General features: G+C 40.6%; 23 protein-coding genes, 1 tRNA gene and 1 pseudogene. 4 read left to right on the top strand and 21 right to left on the bottom strand.

Going from position 1 to position 26,554, the window contains the following annotated elements; translation table 11 throughout:
• The first annotated feature begins 4 nt into the window (after nt 1-4).
• The 4 genes from adhP to N8O43_RS07595 all read left to right on the top strand — a co-directional run bounded on the left by adhP (nt 5) and on the right by N8O43_RS07595 (nt 4,062).
• The gene (adhP, locus tag N8O43_RS07610) at nt 5-1,024 is read left to right on the top strand and encodes an alcohol dehydrogenase AdhP (protein ID WP_000649186.1); all 1,020 of its coding nucleotides are present in this window, start codon (nt 5-7) and stop codon (nt 1,022-1,024) included.
• A 233-nt stretch (nt 1,025-1,257) separates the two neighbouring features.
• Nucleotides 1,258-2,247 carry a PTS sugar transporter subunit IIB gene (locus tag N8O43_RS07605; protein WP_261090034.1) on the top strand — a complete coding sequence of 330 codons (990 nt, stop codon included), beginning with the start codon at nt 1,258-1,260 and terminating at the stop codon, nt 2,245-2,247.
• Nucleotides 2,248-2,323: 76 nt separating this feature from the next.
• On the top strand, nt 2,324-3,136 hold the full coding sequence (locus N8O43_RS07600; RefSeq protein ID WP_001280328.1) for a PTS mannose/fructose/sorbose transporter subunit IIC: 813 nt from the start codon (nt 2,324-2,326) through the stop codon (nt 3,134-3,136).
• Nucleotides 3,137-3,150: 14 nt separating this feature from the next.
• Entirely contained in the window at nt 3,151-4,062 is a 912-nt protein-coding gene (locus tag N8O43_RS07595) for a PTS system mannose/fructose/sorbose family transporter subunit IID (RefSeq protein ID WP_000136858.1), read from the top strand.
• Between the two features lie 159 nt (nt 4,063-4,221).
• Here the strand turns inward: N8O43_RS07595 and pepC are convergent, their stop codons facing one another.
• From pepC to N8O43_RS07490, 21 genes and pseudogenes are all read right to left on the bottom strand, one after another.
• Nucleotides 4,222-5,556 carry an aminopeptidase C gene (gene pepC / locus N8O43_RS07590; protein WP_261090035.1) on the bottom strand — a complete coding sequence of 445 codons (1,335 nt, stop codon included), beginning with the start codon at nt 5,554-5,556 and terminating at the stop codon, nt 4,222-4,224.
• 111 nt (nt 5,557-5,667) lie between these two features.
• Nucleotides 5,668-6,390, bottom strand: a complete 723-nt coding sequence (locus tag N8O43_RS07585) for a pseudouridine synthase (RefSeq protein ID WP_261090036.1) — start codon at nt 6,388-6,390, stop codon at nt 5,668-5,670.
• A gap of 232 nt (nt 6,391-6,622) precedes the next feature.
• On the bottom strand, nt 6,623-6,853 hold the full coding sequence (locus N8O43_RS07580) for a GlsB/YeaQ/YmgE family stress response membrane protein (protein ID WP_000901572.1): 231 nt from the start codon (nt 6,851-6,853) through the stop codon (nt 6,623-6,625).
• 9 nt (nt 6,854-6,862) lie between these two features.
• Nucleotides 6,863-8,104, bottom strand: coding sequence for an aminopeptidase (locus tag N8O43_RS07575; protein WP_153209820.1), 1,242 nt, complete (start codon nt 8,102-8,104; stop codon nt 6,863-6,865).
• Between the two features lie 24 nt (nt 8,105-8,128).
• A complete protein-coding gene (locus N8O43_RS07570; protein ID WP_045616521.1) occupies nt 8,129-8,281 on the bottom strand; it encodes a hypothetical protein in 153 nt (50 codons plus the stop codon).
• Between the two features lie 73 nt (nt 8,282-8,354).
• Nucleotides 8,355-10,253: a DUF262 domain-containing protein gene (locus tag N8O43_RS07565; protein WP_261009311.1), complete on the bottom strand. Its 1,899-nt coding sequence runs from the start codon at nt 10,251-10,253 to the stop codon at nt 8,355-8,357.
• On the bottom strand, nt 10,247-11,569 hold the full coding sequence (locus N8O43_RS07560) for a DUF262 domain-containing protein (RefSeq protein WP_261009312.1): 1,323 nt from the start codon (nt 11,567-11,569) through the stop codon (nt 10,247-10,249). The genes N8O43_RS07565 and N8O43_RS07560 overlap by 7 nt, the downstream gene beginning before the upstream one ends.
• Nucleotides 11,570-11,576: 7 nt before the next feature.
• Nucleotides 11,577-12,493, bottom strand: a pseudogene (locus tag N8O43_RS07555) (helix-turn-helix transcriptional regulator).
• A gap of 15 nt (nt 12,494-12,508) precedes the next feature.
• Nucleotides 12,509-13,012 (bottom strand): DnaA ATPase domain-containing protein, encoded by a 504-nt coding sequence (locus tag N8O43_RS07550; RefSeq protein WP_261009314.1) that lies wholly within the window; start codon nt 13,010-13,012, stop codon nt 12,509-12,511.
• Nucleotides 13,013-13,063: 51 nt separating this feature from the next.
• On the bottom strand, nt 13,064-13,585 hold the full coding sequence (locus N8O43_RS07545) for a DnaA ATPase domain-containing protein (RefSeq protein WP_261019400.1): 522 nt from the start codon (nt 13,583-13,585) through the stop codon (nt 13,064-13,066).
• Nucleotides 13,586-13,672: 87 nt separating this feature from the next.
• Nucleotides 13,673-18,064: a PolC-type DNA polymerase III gene (locus N8O43_RS07540; protein WP_261090037.1), complete on the bottom strand. Its 4,392-nt coding sequence runs from the start codon at nt 18,062-18,064 to the stop codon at nt 13,673-13,675.
• A gap of 198 nt (nt 18,065-18,262) precedes the next feature.
• Nucleotides 18,263-18,727 carry an IS200/IS605 family transposase gene (gene tnpA, locus N8O43_RS07535; RefSeq protein ID WP_049390330.1) on the bottom strand — a complete coding sequence of 155 codons (465 nt, stop codon included), beginning with the start codon at nt 18,725-18,727 and terminating at the stop codon, nt 18,263-18,265.
• A 196-nt stretch (nt 18,728-18,923) separates the two neighbouring features.
• Nucleotides 18,924-21,005 carry an elongation factor G gene (gene fusA / locus N8O43_RS07530; protein WP_045612723.1) on the bottom strand — a complete coding sequence of 694 codons (2,082 nt, stop codon included), beginning with the start codon at nt 21,003-21,005 and terminating at the stop codon, nt 18,924-18,926.
• Nucleotides 21,006-21,254: 249 nt separating this feature from the next.
• On the bottom strand, nt 21,255-21,725 hold the full coding sequence (rpsG, locus tag N8O43_RS07525; protein ID WP_000087873.1) for a 30S ribosomal protein S7: 471 nt from the start codon (nt 21,723-21,725) through the stop codon (nt 21,255-21,257).
• Between the two features lie 19 nt (nt 21,726-21,744).
• Entirely contained in the window at nt 21,745-22,158 is a 414-nt protein-coding gene (gene rpsL, locus N8O43_RS07520) for a 30S ribosomal protein S12 (protein ID WP_001142332.1), read from the bottom strand.
• 314 nt (nt 22,159-22,472) lie between these two features.
• Nucleotides 22,473-23,072 carry a response regulator transcription factor gene (locus tag N8O43_RS07515; RefSeq protein WP_042900265.1) on the bottom strand — a complete coding sequence of 200 codons (600 nt, stop codon included), beginning with the start codon at nt 23,070-23,072 and terminating at the stop codon, nt 22,473-22,475.
• Nucleotides 23,073-24,170, bottom strand: coding sequence for a sensor histidine kinase (locus N8O43_RS07510; RefSeq protein ID WP_261090040.1), 1,098 nt, complete (start codon nt 24,168-24,170; stop codon nt 23,073-23,075).
• Nucleotides 24,170-24,907: an ABC transporter permease gene (locus tag N8O43_RS07505; RefSeq protein WP_261090041.1), complete on the bottom strand. Its 738-nt coding sequence runs from the start codon at nt 24,905-24,907 to the stop codon at nt 24,170-24,172. Before N8O43_RS07505 ends, N8O43_RS07510 begins: the two co-directional genes overlap by 1 nt.
• Before the next feature lies 1 nt (nt 24,908).
• The gene (locus N8O43_RS07500) at nt 24,909-25,793 is read right to left on the bottom strand and encodes an ABC transporter ATP-binding protein (protein WP_261090042.1); all 885 of its coding nucleotides are present in this window, start codon (nt 25,791-25,793) and stop codon (nt 24,909-24,911) included.
• Nucleotides 25,780-25,974, bottom strand: coding sequence for a hypothetical protein (locus tag N8O43_RS07495; protein WP_219967532.1), 195 nt, complete (start codon nt 25,972-25,974; stop codon nt 25,780-25,782). The genes N8O43_RS07500 and N8O43_RS07495 overlap by 14 nt, the downstream gene beginning before the upstream one ends.
• 504 nt (nt 25,975-26,478) lie before the next feature.
• Nucleotides 26,479-26,552: transfer RNA gene (locus N8O43_RS07490), tRNA-Pro, on the bottom strand.
• Nucleotides 26,553-26,554 lie beyond the last annotated feature (2 nt).

Raw genomic sequence — 26,554 nt, 5'->3', positions numbered from 1 at the left:
AGCTATGAAAGCTGTTGTTGTAAATCCAGAAAGCACTGGTGTTGCTGTTGAAGAAAAAGTACTCCGTCCACTTGAAACTGGAGAAGCACTTGTAGAAATTGAATACTGTGGTGTTTGCCACACTGACCTCCACGTTGCCCATGGTGACTTTGGTCAAGTACCAGGACGTGTTTTAGGACATGAAGGTGTTGGTATCGTTAAAGAAATTGCCCCAGATGTGAAAAGCCTTAAAGTCGGTGACCGCGTCAGCGTTGCTTGGTTCTTTGAAGGATGTGGTACTTGCGAATACTGTACAACTGGCCGTGAAACTCTTTGCCGTACTGTAAAAAATGCTGGCTACTCAGTAGACGGTGGTATGGCCGAACAATGTATCGTAACTGCAGACTATGCTGTTAAAGTTCCTGACGGACTTGATCCAGCCCAAGCTTCTTCTATCACATGTGCTGGTGTAACGACCTATAAAGCTATAAAAGAAGCAAAAGTTGAACCGGGTCAATGGGTTGTTCTTTACGGTGCTGGTGGACTTGGTAACCTAGCTGTTCAATACGCTAAAAAAGTATTCAATGCTCATGTCATCGCAGTTGATATCAATAACGACAAACTTGCCCTTGCAAAAGAAGTAGGCGCTGACATTGTTATTAACGGCCTCGAAGTTGAAGATGTACCTGGACTCATCAAGGAAAAAACTGATGGTGGAGCTCATTCAGCTGTCGTAACTGCTGTGTCTAAAGTTGCCTTCAACCAGGCTGTTGACTCAGTTCGTGCCGGTGGTCGCGTAGTCGCTGTTGGTCTTCCTTCTGAAATGATGGAACTCAGCATCGTCAAAACCGTTCTAGATGGAATCCAAGTCATCGGTTCTCTTGTAGGAACTCGTAAAGACTTGGAAGAAGCCTTCCAATTCGGTGCAGAAGGTTTAGTAGTTCCAGTTGTGCAAAAACGTCCAGTAGAAGATGCTGTAGCCATTTTCGACGAAATGGAAAAAGGTCAAATCCAAGGACGTATGGTACTCGACTTCACCCACTAATCTAATAGAAACCTATTTTAAAAGTTGGAATACGCTTCCAACTTTTTTATATTAAATTTTTAAATATGGATTCAAGATTACCTCTCGAAAACTTAATATATCAATATTTTCAAAGAAACCCTTTTTGCTTTTTTATGTTAAATAGTTGCTTTTTATATGAAAACGGTTTATACTTAAAAAGTCTTAAAGTTTTCTTAAACGAAAACTAAAACAAAAAAGGAGGTATGACAATAATGAGTATCGGAATCATTATTGCAAGCCACGGCGAATTTGCTGCGGGTATTCATCAGTCAGGATCTATGATCTTTGGTGAACAAGAAAAGGTTCAAGTTGTAACCTTTATGCCAAATGAAGGTCCTGATGATTTATACGCTAAGTTTAATAACGCTGTTGCTGCATTTGACGCAGAAGATGAGGTTCTAGTTTTGGCTGACCTTTGGAGTGGATCTCCATTTAACCAAGCTAGCCGCGTGATGGGAGAAAATCCTGAGCGTAAGTTTGCCATCATCACAGGACTTAACTTACCGATGTTAATTCAAGCCTACACAGAGCGCCTCATGGACGCTGCTGCAGGTGTAGAAAAAGTCGCTGCTAATATCATTAAAGAAGCCAAAGATGGCATCAAGGCTCTTCCAGAAGAGCTAAACCCAGTTGAGGAAGTAGCAAGCGCTGCAGCTGCTCCAGTTGCCCAAGCTGCTATTCCAGAAGGAACTGTTATCGGAGATGGAAAACTCAAGATTAACCTTGCCCGTCTAGACACTCGTTTACTTCACGGTCAGGTTGCAACTGCTTGGACTCCAGATTCAAAAGCAGATCGTATTATCGTTGCTTCAGACAACGTTGCAAACGACGATCTTCGTAAAGAATTGATTAAACAAGCGGCTCCGAATGGAGTAAGAGCCAATGTTGTACCAATCCAAAAATTGATTGAGGTTTCAAAAGACCCACGTTTTGGAGAAACACATGCCCTTATCTTGTTTGAAACACCTCAAGATGCCCTTCGCGCAATTGAAGGTGGCGTGCCAATCAAGACTCTTAACGTAGGATCAATGGCTCACTCAACTGGTAAAACAATGATCAACAACGTTTTGTCTATGGACAAAGAAGACGTTGCTACATTTGAAAAAATGCGTGACCTCGGTGTTGAATTTGACGTACGTAAAGTACCAAACGACACTAAAAAAGATTTGTTTGACTTGATTAGCAAAGCCAACGTTCAATAATAGACATCAGTAACTATCGAAGAATTCTAAGAAAATTTTTCACTTTATTATCATTAAATAGAAAAGGAATAAAACCATGTCAGATATTTCAATTATTTCTGCTGTCTTGGTTGTAGTTGTTGCCTTCCTTGCAGGTCTTGAAGGTATCCTCGACCAATTCCAATTCCATCAACCAATCGTAGCATGTACCCTTATCGGACTTGCAACTGGTAACCTCGAAGCAGGGGTTATGCTTGGTGGATCACTTCAAATGATCGCCCTTGGTTGGGCAAACATCGGAGCTGCCGTAGCTCCTGACGCTGCCCTTGCATCTGTTGCCGCAGCAATCATCTTGATCAAAGGTGGTAACTTTACTACTGAAGGTATCGCAGTTGCAACAGCAACAGCTATCCCTCTTGCCGTAGCTGGACTTTTCTTGACAATGATTGTTCGTACAATCTCAGTTGGTTTAGTTCACACTGCAGATGCTGCTGCTAAAGAAGGAAATATTGCAGCTGTTGAACGTGCTCACTTTATCGCACTTCTTCTTCAAGGTCTTCGTATTGCTATCCCTGCAGCCTTCCTTATCGCTATCCCAGCTTCTGCCGTTCAAGATGCTCTTAAATTGATGCCAGACTGGTTGAACGGTGGTATGGCTGTCGGTGGTGCTATGGTCGTTGCCGTTGGTTACGCTATGGTTATCAACATGATGGCAACTCGTGAAGTATGGCCATTCTTCGCAATCGGTTTTGCTTTTGCTGCCATTTCTCAATTGACTTTGATTGCCCTTGGTGTAGTCGGTGTTGCCCTTGCCTTCATCTACCTTAACCTTTCAAAACAAGGTGGTAACGGTGGCGGCGGAGCTGCGACTTCTAACGACCCAATCGGTGATATCCTAGAAGACTACTAGAAAGGGGAACAATCATGACTGAAAAACTTCAATTATCAAAATCAGATCGTAAAAAAGTTTGGTGGCGTTCACAATTCCTTCAAGGTTCTTGGAACTACGAGCGTATGCAAAACTTGGGTTGGGCTTATTCATTGATCCCAGCTATCAAAAAATTGTACACTACTAAAGAAGACCAAGCTGCTGCTCTTGAGCGTCACCTTGAGTTCTTTAACACTCACCCATATGTAGCTGCTCCAATCATGGGGGTTACTCTTGCACTTGAAGAAGAACGTGCGAACGGTGTTGAAATTGATGACGCTGCTATCCAAGGGGTTAAAATCGGTATGATGGGACCTCTTGCTGGTATCGGTGACCCAGTATTCTGGTTTACAGTTCGTCCTATCCTTGGAGCCCTTGGTGCATCACTTGCTGCATCTGGTAACTTGGTTGGTCCACTTCTCTTCTTCTTCGGATGGAATGCGATCCGTATGGCCTTCCTATGGTACACACAAGAATTTGGTTACAAAGCTGGATCTGAAATCACTAAAGACATGTCTGGTGGTATCTTGAAAGACATCACTAAAGGTGCTTCTATCCTTGGTATGTTCATCCTTGCCGTCCTTGTACAACGTTGGGTATCGATCAACTTCACTGTTAACCTTCCAGGTAAACAATTGGCTGAAGGTGCCTACATCAACTTCCCAGAAGGACCTGTATCAGGTGCTGAATTGAAAGGTATCCTTGGTCAAGCACTTGGTGGATTGAGCTTAGACAAGATTCAACCACAAACTCTCCAAGGTCAGTTAAATTCATTGATTCCAGGATTGATGGGACTTCTCCTTACTTTCCTTTGCATGTGGTTGCTTAAGAAAAAAGTATCACCAATCTCAATCATCCTTGCACTCTTTGCAGTAGGTATCGCAGCTCGTTTCTTCGGTATCATGTAATCAAGAAACTCAAAAGGAACCAGGTTCTAAACCTGATTCCTTTTTTCTATGCTTTTATACTCAATGAAAATCAAAGAGCAAACTAGGAAGCGAGCCACAGGCTGTACTTGAGTACGGCAAAGCGAAGCTGACGTGGTTTGAAGAGATTTTCGAAGAGTATTATTCTGCCAAGGCTCCCATTGGATCCCAAGGTGCAAGTACGATTGGTTCTGCTTCATAGGCAGCTTGTTCTTCTGCTGTCAGCAATTCTTTACGGACAACGATTTGGTAAGTGTATTCGTCCATCCAAGCGTCTGAGGCAACAAAGTAACCATCTGTACCGACCTTATCTCCCCAAGAGTTTTCAACCTTCCACTTGGTTGATTTGCCATTTTCATCCAAATCAACACCTGTCAAGACCATAGCGTGGGTCATCAAGCTTTCGTTGTAGTCCAAACGTCCAGCCTTGTCTTGAGTGAGTTTAATGTCCATGCTTGATTCAAAGTCATAAACATCTGTCGCAAGGATTCCAGCTTTGCGGTTGCTGAGCTGGCCGACATCAGAACCAAACCAAACAGTCTCACCTGTTTGCATTTGAGCAATCGCCAATTCTTTCAAGCGCTCCATCGGTACGTTGATGTAGCGAACTGCACGGCTACCAACCACATTTCCCAACATTTCAACTGTGTAAGATTGACCGTAAGGCTTGTCAGCAGTTGGTGCGTTGATAACAGAAACATAGTCTTCTAGAGGGAGATTAACATATTTCTTGTAAAATTCTTGTGGAGTAATGCTCTTTTCGCTTTGGTAGTTATTATCTTTATCGCGATAAGCAAAGTCAAACTGACGTGGTGGAAGTCCTAATGACATGGCAAGGAAGTTAAAGATTTCTTGCAAGAGGTCTTCTTTCTTAGCTTGAACAGTCACTTGATCCGCACCAGAAGTAAGCAAGTCACGCAAGATTTGAGCATCTTGACGAAGCAATTTGTTGAGAATGGCATTTAGCTCACGACTGCTACTAGATGAAACAGACTCAGGATAAACTGACTTGGGCACGACACCGTATTTCTCAAAGAGAGAAACGACCATATCCCACTGGCCACCGTCTTGTTGTGGTGTTTGAAGTAGGAATTTAACCTTACGGCTCGTCAAGTCTTGGTCTGCAGTCGCAATGACTTGCTCCAAGAACCAGTTTGATTTCTCATACTTGTCCCAGAAGAATGTGTGGGCCTGTGATAACTCAAAATTTTCCAATTTGTATTGCGAGATGAGCTTGTGGCGGAAGGTGTTGAGGGCTGCGAACATCCAGCAACGACCAGAAGCCTTCTGGTTAGTGACCTTGTCCCTGGTCAAATCCAATGAGAAAACAGGCGTATTGTCTACATGGCTTTGGCGACGTTCTAGGGCTGCAAAAATTCCGTTATGACTAGCAGCATTTTCAATTGCTTGGTATTTGACATTTGCTTCATAGTTGGCAAATAGTTTATCAGTAAATGATTCTTGAATCGCGTTCATAGATTCCTCCTTTTATTCTACAGTCTATTATAACTCTTTTCACAAAGGAAGCAACTGAAAAACATAAAAGGCAAGGACATTCTTCCTCACCTTTTTCAAATATAAACTAAATTAAACAATACCAGCACGGAGAACTTCTAATTCTTCTTTGGTCAAGCGACGCCATTCTCCTCGTTCTAAGTTCTCATCCAAGACTAAAGTTCCCATAGTCAAACGTTGCAAGTCTACTACTTCCTTGCCGCAATAGGCAACCATTCGTTTGACCTGATGGAACTTCCCTTCTGCAATGGTCACACGGATTTGGCTTTGATTCTTTTCTGTATCTATAGACACAAGCTCCAGTTTAGCGGGCTGACAAGTAAAGTCTTTAAGAGGAATTCCCTTGGCAAATATATCCACATCTTCTTGGGTCATGATTCCCTTGACGTGGGCCAGATAGGTCTTATCCACATGACGCTTGGGTGAAAGAAGAGCATGGGCAAGCTGGCCATCATTGGTCAAGAGTAGAAGACCATGTGTATCAATATCCAAGCGTCCTACTGGGAAAACTTCCTTGCTCCGAGCAATATCATCCAACAAGTCCAGAACGGTTCTGTGTTTGGGATCCTCAGTCGCTGAAATAACCCCTTTGGGCTTGTTCATCATGTAGTAGACAAACTCTTCATACTCCAGTACTTGCCCATCAAAGTGAATCTCATCTCTTTCTTCATCAATCTGCAATTTAGCTGATTTTTCTTTTTTACCATTTACAGTCACGCGCCCAGCCTTGAGCAAGTTTTTGACCTCAGTCCGACTCCCCACAGCGCAGGCCACTAAAAATTTATCTAATCTCATAGAACTATTATATCATACCCAAAAGGAGGCTGGTACAATGACCAACCTCCTTTTCGTTTCATACTCTTCAAAAATCTCTTCAAACCGCGTCAACGTCCATCTGCAACCTCAAAACAGTGTTTTGAGCTGACTTCGTCAGTTCTATCTACAACCGCAAAGCAGTGCTTTGAGCAGCCTGTGGCTAGTTTCCTAGTTTGCTCTTTGATTTTCATTGAGTATCAGATTTAAGAAATTAACTTCCTCGTCTCCAGAAAATCGCTAAGACAATCATGGAACCTAGTACTGCCGGAATAATGGCAGTTCCTGCTATTATCGGCCCCCAAGTCCCAAAAAGCAAATGGCCTATAAAGGCACCAATCCATCCGAGAAACATTTTTCCAAAACATCCCATTCGCTCTCCACGATTGGTCAGAGTACCTGCTAAAAATCCCACTAGGAGACCAACGAACATACTTCCTAACATATTATCTCCTTAATTTGCCCAATCTCCGTTACGGAAGAGTGGTACACGTGTCCCATCCTCACGGATACCATCGATATCCATTTGACTAGACCCAATCATAAAGTCTACGTGAACATCTGAACGGTTAAGTCCCGCAGCTTCAAGCTCTTCTTCAGTCATTTCTGCACCACCAACGACGCTAGTCGCATAGGCTGCACCAATAGCCAGGTGATTTGAAGCATTTTCATCGAAAAGAGTGTTAAAGAAGGTAATACCTGACTGAGAAATTGGACTTGGATCTGGTACCAAGGCACATTCACCCAAGGCACGCGCGCCAGCATTTTCATAGACAAGGTCTTTCATGACCTGGTCACCCTTCTCAGCAGTGATATCTACGATTTGTCCATCCTTGAAGGTTACTTTAATGCCTTCGATGATATTTCCGTTGTAGCTAAGTGGTTTTGTAGAGGTTACATAACCATCTGCACGACGGAAGTCAGGCGCTGTGAAAACTTCCTCTGTCGGCATATTTGGCAAGAAGCCTTCACCCTGTGCATTGATAGCACCAGCTGATTCCCAAACGTGGTTCTTCGGCAAGCCAAGTGTCAAATCTGTCCCTGGAGCTGTGTAGTGAAGGGCTGAAAATTGCTCTTTATTAAGCATATCTGCCTTGCTCTTGAGGATAGCAGCGTGTTCTTCCCAGGCCTTAACAGGATCTGCTTCGTAGACACGGCAAGTTTTGAAGATTTGGTCCCAAAGGAGATCAACTGCTTCTTCGTCGCTCGCAGCATTTGGAAAGACTTTTTTAGCCCACTCAAGTCCAGCAGCAGCTGCCACAGTCCAGCTGACTTTATTGGATTGCGTTGCGATACGCATTGGCTTCATAGCGAGTCCCATCGCTTTAGCAGAAGCTGACAACTTGTCAGCATCCACACCGTTCAAGGCACCTGGATCAGATGAACGAACCCCTAGACGGCTAGCCTTGTTTTTCAAGAGATAGTTCATCTCAGCAATCTTGTATTCTGGTACATTATCCAGACGCTCCATCGGTGCGTGGAGGAATTTCTCACGGTTGATGACATCATCTGTCCACTGAACGATAACCTCATGTGCACCCAAAGCATAAGCTTCTTTCACGATTAAATGAGCCAACTCGCGTTGCTCCACATCAATAGAGAGAGCCAAAGTATGACCAGGTTGCACGTTAATTCCATTCGCAACCAACAATTTCGCATATTTTTCTAGATTTTCTTTAAAATTTGGTAAAACCATTCTGTTTTCTCTTTTCTATATTTTTTAGTTTTTATTCAAAGCAGATAGTAGCCCTGCTAGTGCAATAGCACCTGACAATAGTGCTGTTGATAGAAGAATTGTTTGATCAGCAAGTTCCAATTGATACTCAAACACCTTCTCAGCCGGCTTATCTTCCGCAAAAATTCTTAGTTTCATGAAATATCCTCCCTTACTAGTATATCACATATATTGGTATTTTAAAAAACAAGCTTACTGAAGCTTGTTTTAATTAGCTATTACAAAAATTTTGTACATATCTTTCCACTTCTTTTTCCATAGATTGAATCTCACCAATATCCCATCTATTTTTTTTAGAAGTTATCTCTGCCATCATCTGTAATTTTAAACTCTGGCGATGGAATATATCTTCTTTTTCCCATTGTTTTAATTTAGCTTCTGGATAGGAGTTGCCAAACCTAGAGTTCTGACTATCGGTAATAATACAAAGGTTGCCAAAGGAATGTAAAAACTCAGCAGGTAATTGGCTCTCTCCATCATGTCCATTTGGATTCTGAGGATACCAATGTTCTACGGAGCGACGATAAGCAAATTTAAAATCTTTAAACTCAATATCGTAATCTTTCTTCAATTCTTCACGATTTTTCCATAAAACATAATCTACAAAGTTAAAAGCGTAAACAGGAATTGCCCCATATTTTTTGATACTTTTATCTTCGGTAAACAATCTTTCCTCAGCATATCTCACTGCCATTTTTTCAAGAAAATCCTTAAAGAGACTAGCAAATTCTGTTTGATTTAACTCTTCAATATGGTTAAACAGGAATTGCAAGATTTCATATAACCAACGACTATCACGATTAGCAGTAAAGGTCACAGCAAACATGGATTGGAGAAGAATGATGTTTTGGTTAATTTCCGAATCCGAAAACGTATTATTAGTAAAACGTTCTTCGACTATATAATGCTCTTTAGATTTTCCATTTGGTTGATATTCATAATAAGTTCCCTTCTGTAAAAACCATTCATCCTTATTTCTACTTGAAGAATCCGTATTCGAATTTCTAACGATGTAATTATCGAAAATATGTTTTATTCTAAGAAGAAATTCACTAAATTCAATAACCCAAGTTTTATCTTTATTTTTTATATCAAATAGTGCTAAGAGTTTCTTATCATCTAGTTGAATTTCATCAGTTTTCTTACCTTCCGCAATTGCCAATACATGGAGTAAGAATGTTGGAAAATCAATGATTGTAGTATAATCGCCAAAATCTTTTTCTACTTCTATATTTTTTTCATTTATCTTTTTTCCTAATATATCTGATAACTTTCTTCTTTCATTTTGATGAAAATCAATATCATTATAAATATTATGAAATGAATAATTTGTAAAATGCCATCCAAAAATACGTTCCCGTTCTTGAAAGTCATCTGCTCTCTTCCGCCGCATCTTAAACTGACTTGCTACCGGCTTATCAAACTCTGCACAGGCATCCCAAATTCTCGCAAATTTTTGTGCCATTTCTTGATCTTCACCAAATTTAGACATCATTTGTGCCTTAAGAATCTCATGAGCCTCTAGTTGTTCGCCTCGAGAGTTGAAACGTTCGAAATAAAGATTCAAATCTAAATCTTCAGGAAGTATACTCCGAAAAATGATAACCTTCTCAAAAAGATAATCAACGAAAGACTGAGGAGCCAATTGGCGCTCTTCTAACACTTTTTTCAATGCATCTTTAGCATGCCCGTAGCCTCTAGTCAACTCATTTTCATCGCCCTCTGAAATTTTTTGCTTGGTAAATAGCTTTTGAATATTCTCATTTGATTTCTTCCGAGCTGGGAAGGTAAGATTGACAGCTTTCAATCTATCAAAACCAAACTCATGCTTCAAAGCTAAGGCAATCAAATTAAGGGCTGTTGTCCGTTGTTGCCCATCTATGATTTTGAAAATGTCATTCTCTTTATTAACGACTAATGTTCCAATATAGTAGTAATTGTCTCTATTATAGTAATTGTCTCTATTTTCTTGAAAAGCATCCGCCACATCGTTCAACAATTGTTCAATTTCATCATAAGTCCAAGCAAAATTTCTCTGATAAAGAGGAATAGCATAGGTATCTTCATTTAACAAACGATTCACTGATAAGCTTATATGTGTTTCTACCATTTATCTTTTTCCTCTTCTATAATCTTGTCCACAGTATAATTTTCAAATAGCTCTCTATCTATCTTAATCATGAAATCATTCGGAGTGACAGCATGAGATAAAAGTTGAAATAGTTTTTGAACCTCTTTTTGTCTAAACCTTCCACCAGCAACATAGTTCCCTACCGTTGCATCATATATTGCTTTAGACTTAACTCTAGGGTAATAAGACCAAATAAACAAGGTCTCTACTATCTCCTTTGATAGCTCATCTTTTCCAAATCTATCTGCAAAAAGCGAGCAAATATTTAGGAATATATTGTGACACTTGAGGTATCGTCCTTTTGAGCTATTGTAAATGTTCAACATACCTTCTGGGTAAGCTAGATTTTTTTCTTCTCCCTCTGACTCATTGGAGACTCGTAACTTTTTATTTAAAACTTTTTTATACTCTTTAATTGTAAAATGGGCCGATTCAATATACTCAAAAAATTTACTTCCATCAATGATTGGCATAGTAATGGACATGGGGAGATTTTCAATATGACGATACAATTCTAGATATGGAAAGTTCTGATTCAAATCAACGCCTTTAAAATCGTCAATAAAATCTTCTGTAAAACGGAGATAAGATCCATAACGTTTGTTTGTTAATCCTGTCTCTCCTCGCGACCAACGTCTCATACGGAAAAGATGTTTATCAAACAACTCTTTGAGACTTAAATCTTTATCTTCTACAAATCGCTCCCATTTTTCAACAATCTTTTCATCTTCTGAATCTTCCTTGCGAAGATGATAGGCTTTGAGCAAATCATGAGGTTCTAAAGATTTTCCACGATTATTCTGAGAATCAAATAACTGAAAGGCTTCAGATAATCGTTCCTGTGGCATAGTAATCACGGAGACAGAACAATTTTCCAATAAAAAGTTACAAATATCTTTTGCCTGATTTTCGCCAACCAATTGAGTCAAATTTTCCCACTCATTATAATTTTCACTCGCATGATAGCAAGATATCTCTCCAAATTCAGCACTCAGCAGTTGATTAGCACCCTTATAATTCTCTAAATCATCTAATAAATGAAGAAACAAGGAAATAGAAATTAGCCGTTGCTGTCCATCGACAATATCTAAGTATATTTCCTTTTCATGCAAGATTTCATGCAAGATAACGGAACCAATCTGATATTCCTTTTTTCCCATAGCATCTCGTAAATCATAAAAAAGATTACGGATATGTTTTCTGTTCCATTTATATGGTCTTTGATAAGAAGGAATCCGCAAATTCTCTTCTTTCAATAGTTCTCCAACCTTTTTAGAAGTAAATTGAATAGTCATTTTATCCTCATCTATATTTATCTATCATTTCTTGAACTGTTTGCTTCATATCCTCTACTAAAATCCGAGGAGACAAAACAGTAACTGCTTCCCCTTGCCCCAGCAACCAGCGTTTAAGCCCCGGTGTATGCTGACTTTCAAACTTAAAATGAGTCCAGTCGCCATTTTTCCCAACTATTTTTGCATTTGGAAATTGATCCATCACAATCGTCGGATCGTACAAGTACTCGATTTCAATACTGATTTTCTTCCCGATAAAAGCATCTACTCTCTCGTTACGAATGTCGCCATCTCTAAATTTATCTCGATAAGAAATAGAGGGTTTCTCTATATCACTAAGAGACCATGACTGGATGCGATCTACTCTTAAAGTAATATAAGTAGCATGTTTCAACTGGTAAACAACCAGATAGAAATAATGATTATCATAGTAAAGAGAGACTGGCAAAACAGTCTGCTTCTTAGAAGATTCAGAATAAGGTTTTTGATAGATAATATCTAGAACCTGTTCATGCAAAATAGCTTCTGATAAATTCCAAATTTTCTCTATTCTATTTTGTTGATCCGTTAAGGGAGCATAGTTAAGCTTTTCGCTGCCAATGATCTGCTCGATTTCTTTCTGATCATCACGGGGAACTAAAACCAGTAAATTATTTAGTAATCTAGCAATTTCTGGTCTATTTAGTGCTCGATTTTCCAATAAAATCTTTGAAATTACGAGTATATCCTTTTTATTAAAAACTGACTTACTTGCTAAACAATACTTATTCGTTTTACGGTTATAAAGCAAGTCTCCACTATAACTGGTGTTACTAGATAAAATATCACGGAGTAGCGAAAAATCTCTCTGTATCGTCTTTTCGCTAACTGAGTCCCAAACTGTAAGCGTAAAAAGATCGTTAGCAGTCTCTCTTGATCATTCATTTGCAGTCCTTCTTATTATTTTTCAAGCGATGTTAAACATGCTGCCATTCCCCACTTAAAACGCACAATCAAACGAGATTGGACATTTTTCAACTGATCTGGTTCAGAATTACCAGATAAAACAATTTGCTTATTCTTAATATGTTGAGAATTAAAAAGATTAAAAAATTTTTCTTGAATCATATCATCTTTTTCTCCCAATACCTGAATATCATCTACGATTAGGAGATCAAACTCCTCACTTCTAACTTTTTGTATTTCTAGCTCATTTTCCAATAAGTTTTCGGCAGAAATGTATTTTACTCGTTTTTCTGGATTATTCTCAAGAACCTTATTACCAATAGCTTGCAGGAGATGTGTTTTACCCGAACCTGATTCTCCATAAATATAAAGAGGATTATATTTTAATCCTAAGTTCTCTACTACAGCTACGGCCCCTTTCTTTGCTAAATCATTACCATCTTTTTCTAGAAAATTTTCAAGTTGATATTTGTTATTTAATCCTGTATTGTTCATCATTTAAACCTCTAACCTTGCACTTTATATTCAAAACGATTAAAGCAAAATAAACTATCCCTTAGATGATTTCAACTGTACCACTATGCCAGATTCGAAGAACTCAACTACAGATTCAGGCATATTTTTTAAGTCTTCGGGTAAGCAGTCTGAATATACAATGAAGAGTTTGCTTCTTTTCTTATTCTCTTTGAATTGCTGCATCCAGTATTCCTGTACCCTTTGATCAGCCTCTCCCAAAAATTGAACTCCATTCAGAAAAATCAAATCACACTCTGTATACTCCATTTGCAGTTCTATCCATTGACTATGTTTAGAAAAAATCAAATTATCTCTCACTCGATAATATCCAAGTGATGCTATTGGAGTAGCAGGTTTTATTTTAGTTAACGTATAAAACAAATGCCATCTGTCAGTCTCTGAAATACCGCGAATGTAAATACATTGAGAATCTTCTTTTAAGTCTATTTGTGGGAATCCGGTCCAATCACTTCCATCATCTTTCAAGCTTTTTTCAAAATTATAAATTTCCTCTTCAATTGACACATTAGAATCTAAAATTCCTTGATCCACCATATTATACTCTCTTTTCTATTATTTTTAAGAGAATTATAACAAATCAAGTGGACATATTTTGTCCACTTGATCAAAATAAGCAATTTTTTAAAACAACTCATCAAACAAACTTAACTGGTTATCCTCTGGCATATTGCCGAGAATGCCCATTTCATCCATCTTTTCAACCAAAGTTGATGAGAGTCCACCACGCTTACGCAATTCTGTTTTAGAAAGAAATTCTCCCTCTTCACGCGCTCGTACCAACTGCTTGGCAACGTTCTCTCCCAGACCATCCATTGCTACAAACGGCGGAATGAGGGTATCCCCATCGATGAGGAACTCTGTCGCCTGACTACGGTAGAGATCGAGTTTGCCAAACTTGAAACCACGCTCCCACATCTCATTAACAATCTCAAGAGTTGTATAGAGATCAATTTCCACATTAGAGGCTTCGTTGTTTTTGCGTTTTTCAGCAATTTCTTGCATTCTACGTTTAATAGCATCCAAGCCCGCACCCATAGTCTTGATGTCAAAAGCCTTGGCGCGGATAGAGAAGTAAGCACAGTAGTAATAAATCGGATGGTGAACCTTGAAGTAAGCTACACGAAGGGCCATCATAACGTAGGCTGCCGCGTGGGCTTTAGGGAACATGTACTTGATTTTCCCACAAGATTCGATATACCACTCTGGCACCTTATTAGCCTTCATAGCTTCGATGTATCCATTTCGTTCTTCTTCGGAAATCTTTAGCCACAAGCCCTTACGTACCCGTTCCATGATGGTAAAGGCCATCTTGGGTTCAAGACCAGCATGCATGAGGTAAACCATGATGTCGTCCCGACAACCGATAACGGTTGATAGGTCAGCAATTCCTTGCTTAATCAAATCCTGGGCATTTCCCAACCAGACATCAGTACCGTGGGACAGACCTGAGAGCTGAAGCAATTCCGCAAAGGTTGTCGGATGGGTTTCATCGACCATGCCTCGGACAAAGTTAGTTCCAAACTCTGGAATTCCCAGCATGCCCGTAGGCGTTCCGATTTGCTCAGGTGTCACACCAAGCACATCAGTCCCTGAAAAGAGGGCCATCACCCCTTCATCATCCATAGGGATTTCATTGGGATCAATACCCGACAAATCCTGAAGTTTCCGAATCATGGTCGGATCATCATGCCCCAGTACATCAAGTTTGAGGACATTCTCATCGATATCGTGGAAGTTAAAGTGAGTGGTCTGCCATTCAGCCGTCACGTCATCTGCTGGATACTGGACAGGCGTAAAATCGTAGACATCCATGTAGTTCGGAATAACAACGATTCCCCCCGGGTGTTGTCCTGTTGTCCGCTTGACACCAGCCGCACCCTGAGCAAGGCGTTCCACCTCTGCATCACGATAAAACTTCCCATAGTCCCGCTCGTAGCCCTTAACAAAGCCATAAGCAGTCTTGGCAGCAACTGTACCAACCGTTCCTGCACGGAAGGCATATTCCTCACCAAAGATATCACGCACATCCAAGTGGGCGCTAGGCTGGTCTTCTCCCGAGAAGTTCAAGTCGATATCGGGAACCTTGTCTCCATCAAAACCAAGGAAGGTCTCGAAAGGAATATCCTGTCCATTTTTGCTGAGTTTGTGACCGCAGTTTGGACAGTCCTTATTGGGCATATCAAAGCCTGAACCGTAAGAACCATCGGTGATAAACTCGCTGTACTGACACTGACCACAGACATAGTGAGGAGAGAGGGGATTAACCTCCGTAATCCCGATCATGGTCGCAACGAAACTGGAGCCAACAGATCCACGAGAACCCACCAAGTAGCCCCGTTCATTAGAACGTTGTACCAACATCTGGGAAGCCAGATAGATCACGGCAAATCCATTCCCCAGAATGGATGTTAATTCTTTTTCAATCCGTAAGTCAACAATATCTGGCAGCGGATTTCCATAAATCTCAAAGGCTTTCTTATAGGTCAACTCAGCAACTGTTTCTTCAGCTTTGTCGATGAAAGGCGTATACAAGTCCCCCTTAACGACCTCAACAGGCTCAAAGATTTCTGCCAAGGCATTGGGATTTTCAATTACCAGTTTACGAGCCAGTCCCTCTCCCAAGAAGGCAAATTCATCCAACATCTCATTGGTCGTTCTAAAATGGGCTTTTGGCAGAGGAGCTGGTTGGGCATGTTCACCGTGACCAATGGTTCGGTTAATCATAGCCCCCTGTCCTAAACTACGGACGATAATTTCACGGTAAATTTCTTCTTCTGGTTCGATATAGTGGACATTTCCCGTAGCCAAAACGGGCTTACCAAGGCGTTCTCCAACCTCTATCAAACTTTTGATAATGGTCTGGAGTTCTTCCATATCCTTAACCTGCTCCTTGGCAATCAAGGGAGCATAGATAGCTGGTGGCATGACCTCGATAAAGTCATAATACTTGGCCACCTCAACCGCCGCATCCACGCCCTGGGAAACGACTGCATCAAAAACTTCACCTTCTGCACAGGCTGAGCCTAAAATCAAGCCCTCCCGATGGGCATCTAGAACCGTTCTCGGAATTCGTGGCACCCCTTCAAAGTATTTGGTATTGGACAAAGAAACCAACTTAAAGATATTTTTTAGACCTACCTGATTCTTGACATAAATGGTCGCATGCTTGATTCGAGCTTTTTTATAAGAATCTGGACTAACCAAATCAATATTGAGTCTAGCTAAATCCGTCACACCATGTTTTTCTGCTACCTCTTTGATAAAGATGAAAAGCAGACGACCAGTAGCTTCCGCATCGTAATTGGCCATGTGGTGATGTTCCAAAGCCACACCAAAACGCTTGGTCAAAGGCCCCAAACCATGACGTTTATACTCAGGATAGAGATTTCTAGCAAACTCGAGCGTATCAATAACTGGCTGACTAATCTTTGGCAGACCATGACGTTCATAGTTGGCATTCATAAAGCCAACGTCAAAGGTGGCATTGTGGGCGACTAGGACCGTATCCTTACAAAATTCTTGGAATTCTTGCAAAACTTGTTCCAGTGGCTTGGCATTTTTGACATGATCATCTGTAATTCCAGTCAACTCAGTAGTAAAAGCTGACAAGGGATGCCCAGGATTGATAAATTCATCAAATTCAGCAATGACATTCCCCTTGTACATCTTAGAAGCTGCAACCTGAATCAAGTCATTATAGATAGCTGAAAGTCCTGTCGTTTCCACGTCAAAGACCACGTAGGTCGCTTCTGACAAGTCCATCTCCACTTCGTTATAGACGATAGGGACACGGTCCTCCACGATATTGGCTTCCATTCCATAGATTAGCTGGATTCCCGCTTTCTTAGCAGCCTTATAGCCGTGTGGGAAGGACTGGACATTCCCATGGTCCGTGATGGCAACCGCCTTGTGTCCCCACTTAGCAGCTGTCGCAACGATTTCTTCGACCTCTGGCAGAGCATCCATAGTCGACATGTTAGTATGAGCATGAAACTCAACTCGACGCTCTCCTTCTGGCATCAAATCCTTCCGCTCATAGTGAACAACTTCCTGCACATCCTGTACGTTCATAGTCAAATCACGTGTGAAGTTATTCATCTCCACATTCCCACGAACTCGGAGCCAAGAATTTTTCTTAATTAGGTCAAACTTCTGGGCCTCTTCCTCGTTCTTAACCCACTTTTGCATAGAAAAACTTGAAGTGTAGTCAGTCATTTTAAAGTTGATCAAAACACGCCCTGTTCTGGTCACTTTTTGCTCCACATCAAAAACAACCCCTTCAAAGACCAGACGATTTTCCTCCGTCGTCACTTCGATCATAGGAGTAATCTCTGCCTTATCCAGCTTGGGTTTAGCTGCAGCTTTTTTAGCTTGAAAATCAAAGGATGGTTTCTCTTCCGCTGGAGGAGGTGCCATCTGTTCTAGTTGTTCCATAGCACGGAGCGCTTCCTCATTGGCCGCTTGAACAATCTGCTCATTTTCAGCTTGAAAGGCTTCTTCCTGCTCATGAGTCAGCATATCATTCTTCTCTACTTGACAGTTAAAAGTTGGAAATCCAAATTTTTCAAGTTGTTTCGCTAAATTAGGAAGGTGATTCTTCTTAAAGTGTTCCTTATCAATCGCCTCGGAACCTTCAATAAAGAGTTGGTTCCCCTCCGCACGAACTTGCAAATTTTGATAAAGGGACTTAAAACCTTGACTCGAACACGGACCTTCAGAAAAAGCCTCTCTATAATAGGCCTGTAAGAGCTGATTTGAAAATTCTTGAGACCGAGCCTTGATTTCGAAAACAGCTTTATTGCCTGTCTTAGAAAATTCTTCGCTCAAACCTTTCTTTAATTCTAAAAAGATTTCAATCGGTAAAATATTAGAAAATACGAAATGAAACTCCCATACCTTACTAATTTTATGAACCACAACTCGCTCAATATCGGCCTGTGCTAAAGCAGGAGCCTGTCTCATTTCAGCAGGCATCCCCAATTGATTCATCAAAATTTCAAAACTATTTGACATTCATTTTCCTCACATTATTCTCCTACTATTTTACCATATTTAGAAGTATTTTCTAAATCATGACCACCCGTCAAACGGGTGGTTTGTCCCAGGGCTATAAGCCCCAATTACCAGCCAGCGCCTAAAGACGCTGGCTTTCACTTTGTTCAAGCCTTATTACTCTTGACTCGTCACTTGCCTCTCAAAGAGGCTTTAGTATTACTTACCACTATCCCTAAAGGGATCCTCATGTTCTTTTACACTTAATTTATCTAGTGCTATATCATGCTTTTCCTGTTCTTGAATATATTTCTTAATTGTGGCTTCATTAAGCCCTACTGTACTCACGTAATAACCTTCCACCCAGAAATGCCGATTCCCAAACTTGTACTTGAGATTGGCGTGTTTGTCAAACATCATGAGTGCACTTTTTCCTTTTAAATAACCCATGAAACTCGAAACACTTATCCTTGGTGGAATACTTACTAACATATGTACATGGTCTGGCATTAAGTGACCCTCGATAATTTCAACCCCTTTATAACTACACAAGCGATGAAATATTTCGCCTAAACTACTTCGATATTGATTATAGATAACTTTTCGTCTATACTTTGGGGTGAACACAATGTGATACTTACAGTGCCACTTTGTGTGCGATAAACTATGAGCCTTTTGTGCCATATTTTTCTCCTTTCGCTTTACAATTGGCTTGAATACATTTATTGTATCGCGTTCGGAGTTTTTTTGGTATAACCTTCGACGCGCACCCGCATAGCGGGTGGTTTTTTTGTCTCGCACCTAACGGAGCGAGACGGACTAATAGTCACATAAGACAAAAGGAAGCCACTAAGTGACTTCCTTCTAGAGTGAGGACTGATTAGTCTTCACCTTTATTTTTCTTAATGATTTCTTCTTGTACTGACTTAGGTACATCTTCGTAGTGGTCAAATACCATCATGAATGTACCACGTCCTTGAGATGCAGAACGAAGAACTGTTGCGTAACCGAACATTTCAGCAAGTGGAACGTAAGCACGAACGATTTGGCTGTTACCATGTGCTTCCATACCATCTACACGTCCACGACGAGCAGTTACGTGACCCATAACATCACCAAGGTTTTCTTCTGGAACAGTGATTGTTACAAGCATCATTGGCTCAAGGATAGCTGGTTGTGCTGATTTAGCAGCTTCTTTAAGAGCAAGTGAAGCCGCGATCTTGAAGGCAGTTTCAGATGAGTCGACATCGTGGTATGAACCATCGTAAAGCTTAGCTTTAACGTCAACCATTGGGTAACCTGCAAGAACACCGTTAGCCATAGATTCTACCAAACCTTTTTCAACCGCTGGGATAAATTCACGAGGAACCACACCACCGACGATTGCGTTTTCGAATTCGAATCCTTTACCTTCTTCGTTTGGAGTAAATTCAATCCATACATCACCGAATTGACCTTTACCACCAGACTGACGTTTGAAGAATCCACGTGCTTGAGTAGAAGCGCGGAATGTTTCACGGTAAGATACTTGAGGAGCACCTACGTTCGCTTCAACTTTGAACTCACGACGCATACGGTCAACAAGGACGTCAAGGTGAAGCTCCCCCATACCAGAGATAACTGTTTCACCAGTTTCAACGTTTGTTTCAACGCGGAATGTTGGATCTTCTTCAGCCAATTTTTGAAGGGCAATACCCATCTTATCTTGGTCAGCTTTAGATTTTGGCTCAACCATCAATTGGATAACTGGTTCTGGAACGTTGATTGACTCAAGGATGATTTTAGCTTTTTCATCTGTCAATGAGTCACCAGTTGTAGTATCTTTCAAACCAACGGCAGCAGCGATATCACCTGAGTAAACAGTGTCGATTTCTTGACGGCTGTTGGCGTGCATTTGAAGGATACGTCCGATACGCTCACGTTTACCTTTAGAAGTGTTCAATACGTATGAACCTGATTGAAGAACACCTGAGTAAACACGGAAGAATGTCAAACGGCCTACGAATGGGTCTGTCATGATCTTGAAGGCAAGAGCTGCAAATGGCTCTTCATCAGATGCTGGACGAGTTTCTTCTGCGTCTGTATCTGGGTTAACACCTTTGATCGCTGGAATGTCAAGTGGGCTTGGAAGGTAGTCAATAACCGCATCAAGCATCAATTGAACACCTTTGTTCTTGAAGGCAGAACCACACAATACTGGGAAGAATTCAACGTTGATAGTCGCTTTACGAATACCAGCTTTCAATTCTTCGTTAGTGATTTCTTCACCTTCGAGGTATTTCATCATCAATTCTTCGTCAGTTTCAGCAACTGCTTCAATCAATTTTTCACGGTATTCTTGAGCTTGGTCAAGGTATTCAGCTGGGATATCTTCTTCAAGGATATCTGTACCAAGGTCGTTAGTATAGATTTCAGCTTTCATCTTGATCAAGTCGATGATACCACGGAAGTCATCTTCAGAACCGATTGGCAATTGGATTGGGTGTGCATTTGCTTGAAGACGATCGTGAAGTGTGCTTACAGAGTAAAGGAAGTCAGCACCGATTTTGTCCATTTTGTTAGCAAATACGATACGTGGAACTCCGTACTCAGTTGCTTGACGCCAAACTGTTTCAGTTTGAGGCTCAACACCTGATTGTGAGTCAAGAACAGTAACCGCACCATCCAATACACGAAGAGAACGTTGTACTTCGATTGTGAAGTCCACGTGTCCTGGTGTGTCGATGATGTTTACGCGGTGGTTGTTCCATTGAGCTGTTGTCGCAGCAGATGTAATAGTGATACCACGTTCTTGCTCTTGCTCCATCCAGTCCATTTGTGACGCACCTTCGTGAGTTTCACCGATTTTGTGGATTTTACCAGTGTAGTAAAGAATACGCTCAGTAGTTGTTGTTTTACCAGCATCGACGTGAGCCATGATACCGATATTACGAGTTTTTTCAAGTGAAAATTCGCGTGCCATGAGGTTTGTTTCTCCTATTTATTTTTGATTTCTATTCTATTATAACACGATTTTAATAAAAACGGATAGGCAGGACCTACCCGTTCTCAATGTTTTCATGCTATTGTTGGTTTCAACTTGTAGATTTACAAGTTGAATTGAACTCGGGCTAAAAGCTCGGAAAAATAGATAAGCTCTCCTAGAATCTTCGATTCTTCGTCAAGCTTCCTAATTTTCAGTCGCTTTTTTAACGTCCTTAGTATCTTAATCTTACCAACGGAAGTGTGCGAATGCACGGTTAGCTTCAGCCATACGGTGAGTGTCTTCACGTTTCTTAACAGCTGCACCAGTGTTGTTAGCAGCATCCAAGATTTCTTTTGCAAGACGGTCTTGCATTGTGTGTTCACCACGAAGACGAGCGATTGTTACCAACCAACGAAGTCCAAGTGTTGTACGACGTTCTGGACGAACTTCAACTGGGACTTGGTAGTTAGAACCACCAACACGACGTGCACGTACTTCAAGTACAGGCATGATGTTTTCCATAGCTGTTTCAAATACTTCAAGTGCATCGTTTCCAGTAGCCTCTTTGATTTGCTCAAAGGCACCGTAAACGATTGAAGCAGCTGTACCACGTTTACCATCAAGCATAACGCGGTTGATAAGACGAGTAACTAGTTGTGAATTGTAAAGCGGATCTGGCAATACGTCACGTTTTGGAGCTCTATTTTTACGACTCATTTCTCTTTATCCCCTTTCCTTATGCTTTTGGACGTTTAGTACCGTATTTAGAACGGCCTTGTTTACGATCGTTAACACCTGCAGTATCAAGTGCACCACGGACGATATGGTAACGTACCCCTGGAAGGTCTTTTACACGTCCACCACGAAGAAGAACCACACTGTGCTCTTGCAAGTTGTGTCCGATACCTGGGATGTAGGCAGTAACTTCGATAAGGTTGCTCAAACGTACACGAGCAAATTTACGAAGGGCTGAGTTAGGTTTTTTAGGTGTCATTGTTCCAACACGAGTTGCAACACCACGTTTTTGTGGTGAAGAAACGTTTGTTTGAACTTTTTTATGACTGTTGTAACCAACGTTCAAAGCTGGTGATTTAGATTTTTCTACTTTTGATTTACGCGGTTTGCGAACCAATTGGTTAATTGTAGGCATCTACATTCTCCTGTGTTTTTTTATTTTTGGTGATGATACACTTGGTGACAGCTATCATCTGTGTGTACTTTTGCAACATTTGTCAGCACGTCCCTGTACACTCTTGAGAGACCAAAAGTAAAAAGTACCGTCTATTATTGTAACAAAATTTTCCATTGGTTGTCAAGATATTTTTCTTTTTTATTGTTAATTTTAGCTCTTTTGTAGTGCTCCCCCAAAAAAGAAAAAGGAGGAATCCCACCCTCCTAAAGTTAGTATTGTTCCATTCAATCCCATCAATTTTAGCACATAATTGTTTTCGAGATATGATAGTATCACAACCAACCAGATTCTTTCGCAATATTAGCAGCTTCTGTTCGATTACCAGCATCTAGTTTCGAAAGAATATTGGTAACATAGTTTCGGACGGTTCCATTGGATAGATAAAGTTTGTCTGCAATTTCTTGGTTAGAGAAACCCTGAGCGATTCCCTTTAAAACTGCGATTTCTTGCTCTGTTAATGGATTGGGATGCGTCATCACCACTTCCATCAATTCAGGCGAATACTCCTTGCGCCCTTCAAGGACAGTGTGCAAGGTTTGCATGAGGTCTGCAATATTTCTTTCTTTTAATACATAAGCATCTACTCCAGCCTTGACTGCACGTTCAAAATACCCAGGACGCTTGAAGGTCGTCACTACAACCACCTTTGTTTCTAGATTTTCTGCTCGTATCCACTCCAAGACTTCGAGGCCCGTCTTAACAGGCATTTCTACGTCAAGGATGGCAATATCCACAGACTCCTTTTCTAATAGTTGGATTGCTTCTTGCCCATTCTTGGCTTGAAAGACAGACTCTACATCCGGTTGAAGCGTGAGCAACTGGCACATGGCATCTCGCAACATACTTTGATCTTCTGCGACTAATACTTTCATCTATTTTCTCTCCTTATAAGGTAGTCGAACCTGAACTTCTGTCGGTTGTTTCCAACTAATTACCTTTACTTCTCCCGAAAATGGAAGAACACGATCTCGAACCGTATGGAGGTCATCTTCCTTTATAGAAGTAAAGCCACAGCCATCATCTCTCACTGTTAGAATGAGTTCTTTCTCTGTCCGTTCTAATTTTAAGTAGACTTTAGACGCTTTAGCATGTTTGATGATATTGGTCACTAATTCAAGCAAAATCATGGAAGCCGTTGACTCCAATTCCTGAGTTAAGCTAGCTGCATCTAGTTGATTAGCTATTTCCACCTCAATCCCAGCAATTTCTAACATCTTTTTCACAGTCTCTAGTTCGGATGTCAAAGTTCTAGACTTAAGATTTTCCACAATGGTTCGCACTTCACGCATTGATTCTTTGCTAATTTGCTGTATTTCTCTTAATTCCTTTTCCACCTGTGGATAAGCCTCCATCTGAAATAACTGCAAGGCTAAATCTGTCTTGACACTCAACATAGCAAAGGTATGTCCCAAGCTATCATGCAAATCTTGACCGATACGACTGCGTTCATTTTCAGCAAGCAATAGATTTATCTGGGCATTTTGCTTAGCCTGCGCTTCTTTCAAATCCTCGACAATCCGAATCCGAACCAATCCAAAAGTCATTAAATCGACAAAAGTAAGAATTACAAGTAGATAGAATAGAAACTCAACTTCGATTCTCTGAAAAATCAACAGTTGGCTCACAACAAGGACTTGAGCAAGAAGAAAAGTCCAGACATGTAAAGACTTTAAACTACGTACGCTGAAATGATAACTTAAGAGATTGGATAGGAAAAAGAAAAACCAGATATAATTAACAGCAACAAAGGCAGTATTCCCAACTACATAAGTCAGCATGAGGCCCCAATATAGCCAAGATAAGCGCTGGCTCTTAGTTGTTAAAACACCCAAATATGCCACTACAAATAGAATATCAATCAATAAATGCCAGGCAGAAAGCCACCCAGTCACTACAGGTAGAATGGGGAAAAACATAAAAATTAAACTGGCCCAAAACATATAGTGTATGCTTTTCAGTCTTTCAAGCATTAAGCATTCTCCTTATGATCTTGAAGGTAAATGGTCAAACCAAACAAAACTGCTGAAAAAACAAGTAGATAAACTGTGGCTGATAGATTGATGCTACCCTCGTTTAAGAAGGTCTTGAGCAACTCCATCAACTGATAAGTTGGTAGACACTTCCCGATTGCTTGCATCCAGTCTGGAAATAAAGAGATGGGCATCCAGAGTCCGCCTAAAACAGCCAAGCCTAGATAAAGAAGATTGCCCACGACAGACATCAGCTGACTAGAAGGCAAGAGTGTCAAGGTCAAGCCAAGCGCTACAAAAGCTACACTTCCTACTATCAGCAAGAACGCAGCCCCAATCCAGCTTCCTAAAGACATATCCACACCTCTGACCAAGTGCCCAACTGAGAAAACAACCAGGATTGAGACCAAATAATCAATCATCATACTTGTTATCTTTGATAGATAATATTCTACCATATTTACAGGGGTATGGCGCAATGTTTTCTGCCAGTTGTTGATTTTATCGGTATGTAAAACAGTTGGGAATGAAAACATAGCTGTCGACATCATGGAAAAAGCCGTCATGGAGATGAGGTAGTCGCGCATAAAATTAGCCGGTCCACCTGGTGTTTCCTGGTACATGCCTGAAAAGAATAAATAGAAGGCTGTCGGCATCCCTACTGATAATAAATAATAGACTAGTTGCCGTTTGGTCAATAGAAATTCTATCTTATTTAATGCTATCCATCGTTTCATCTTAGCCATCTCCCTTTTGTGTTTCTTCAAAGATTGTATCTAGCAAACTACGGTTATTAACTTCGATTTCTTGTATGCTACATCCTGCTTGAACTAACAGTTCCCAAAAAGCATCCGCTTCTCGTGTGACTACTTGCAAAGCATCTTGTTTTTGTGACCAGTTTTCAACCAAGTTAGACTGCTCAATGACTTCCTTGTATGCTAGAGGAAGGATAAAGTGCTTTTCAATCTCCTCACTGCGCATGGCTAGAGGTGTTGTATCGCGAATCAACTCTCCCTTATTCAAGACCAAGATTCGGTCCGCTGTATGCTCTACCTCTTCGATATAATGGGAGGAATAGAGAATGGTAACTCCCTTAGCTTTTAGTTCCTGAACAATTTCCCAAAAGCGTTGACGAGTTGAAGTATCCATGGCAGCAGTTGGTTCATCTAAAAAGACAAGCTTTGGTCGCCCAATCAAGGTCAAGACAAAAGAGAAGAGACGTTTTTGTCCACCTGACAATTTTTCTGCGAATTGCTCTTTTTGTTGCTGGTCAAACTGCAATAGTTGATCGATTTCCTGGTTGCTCAAGGGATTTGGGTAAATGCTTTGAAAGAAAGCAATCAACTCTTTGACCTTTAATTTCTGAACGATGACATTTTCTTGAGGGAGGTAGGATCTTGTGTAGTCTAACTTAGAGCTCGTCACTGGCAAGCCTTGGATGGATACTTGACCGCTGGAGACCAATTTATCTCCGAGCAAACAGTCCAAGAGTGTTGTCTTTCCAGCACCATTGGGACCAATCAAGGCGACGCATTCACCTTCAGCTACCTCAAAGGAAATATCCTTCAAAATAGCTTTACCCTTGATGTTTTTATTTAGGTTTTCTACCTTAATCATGTTCATCATATTCTCCTTTCAGCCACTCCTTTCCCATCGGAAAGGCGATAAAAATCATAAATCCTAGACCCCAGGCACCGCGAATGGCTTGGTGAAGGAAGGCCTGATCAAACCAACCTGTAAACATTTCTACCAGCCATACCACTAGTGATAGTCCAATAAAAAGATATAGAAACGCTTTTTTCATTTTTTTCTTCCTCCATTTGATACATCTAGTATAATTCTTTAAAGGTAGAATCACTAGATACTTCTGTCACTCGGAAATATGACAAATGTCATAAAAGATTCTATTTAAAAGAATCAAGAAACATTACACAACAAGACACAGAGTAGAAAAGAATCTATAGTACCTCCGTCAAAGTGATATCAAATTTAGACTATAACGTAAACTAATACGCATTTAAAATCAAAAGAGCGGAAATTTTTATCGCACAAAACACATATATTATGGGTAGAACAAAAAACTCTTCAATTACTTTCTTAAAAGTTTGTAAGAATTATACAATCTGTTAAATTTTAATTTATGTACCTAAACTACAGTATTCATTGAACAAATCAGGAAACAAAAAAGTATACGCAATCAAAATGAATTACTGAAATTAAAAAAAGAGAGAAGTAAACTAATTCTCTCTTAATATATATAATATCTAGTTAAAACAAAAAAGATACGCTTACGTATCTCTGTAATGAATCGGGAAGACAGGATTCGAACCTGCGACACCTTGGTCCCAAACCAAGTACTCTACCAAGCTGAGCTACTTCCCGAG

The organism is Streptococcus mitis (assembly GCF_946190335.1).
Taxonomy (GTDB): Bacteria; Bacillota; Bacilli; order Lactobacillales; family Streptococcaceae; genus Streptococcus; species Streptococcus mitis_CH.
This window is presented reverse-complemented; position numbering and strand designations above follow the sequence as displayed.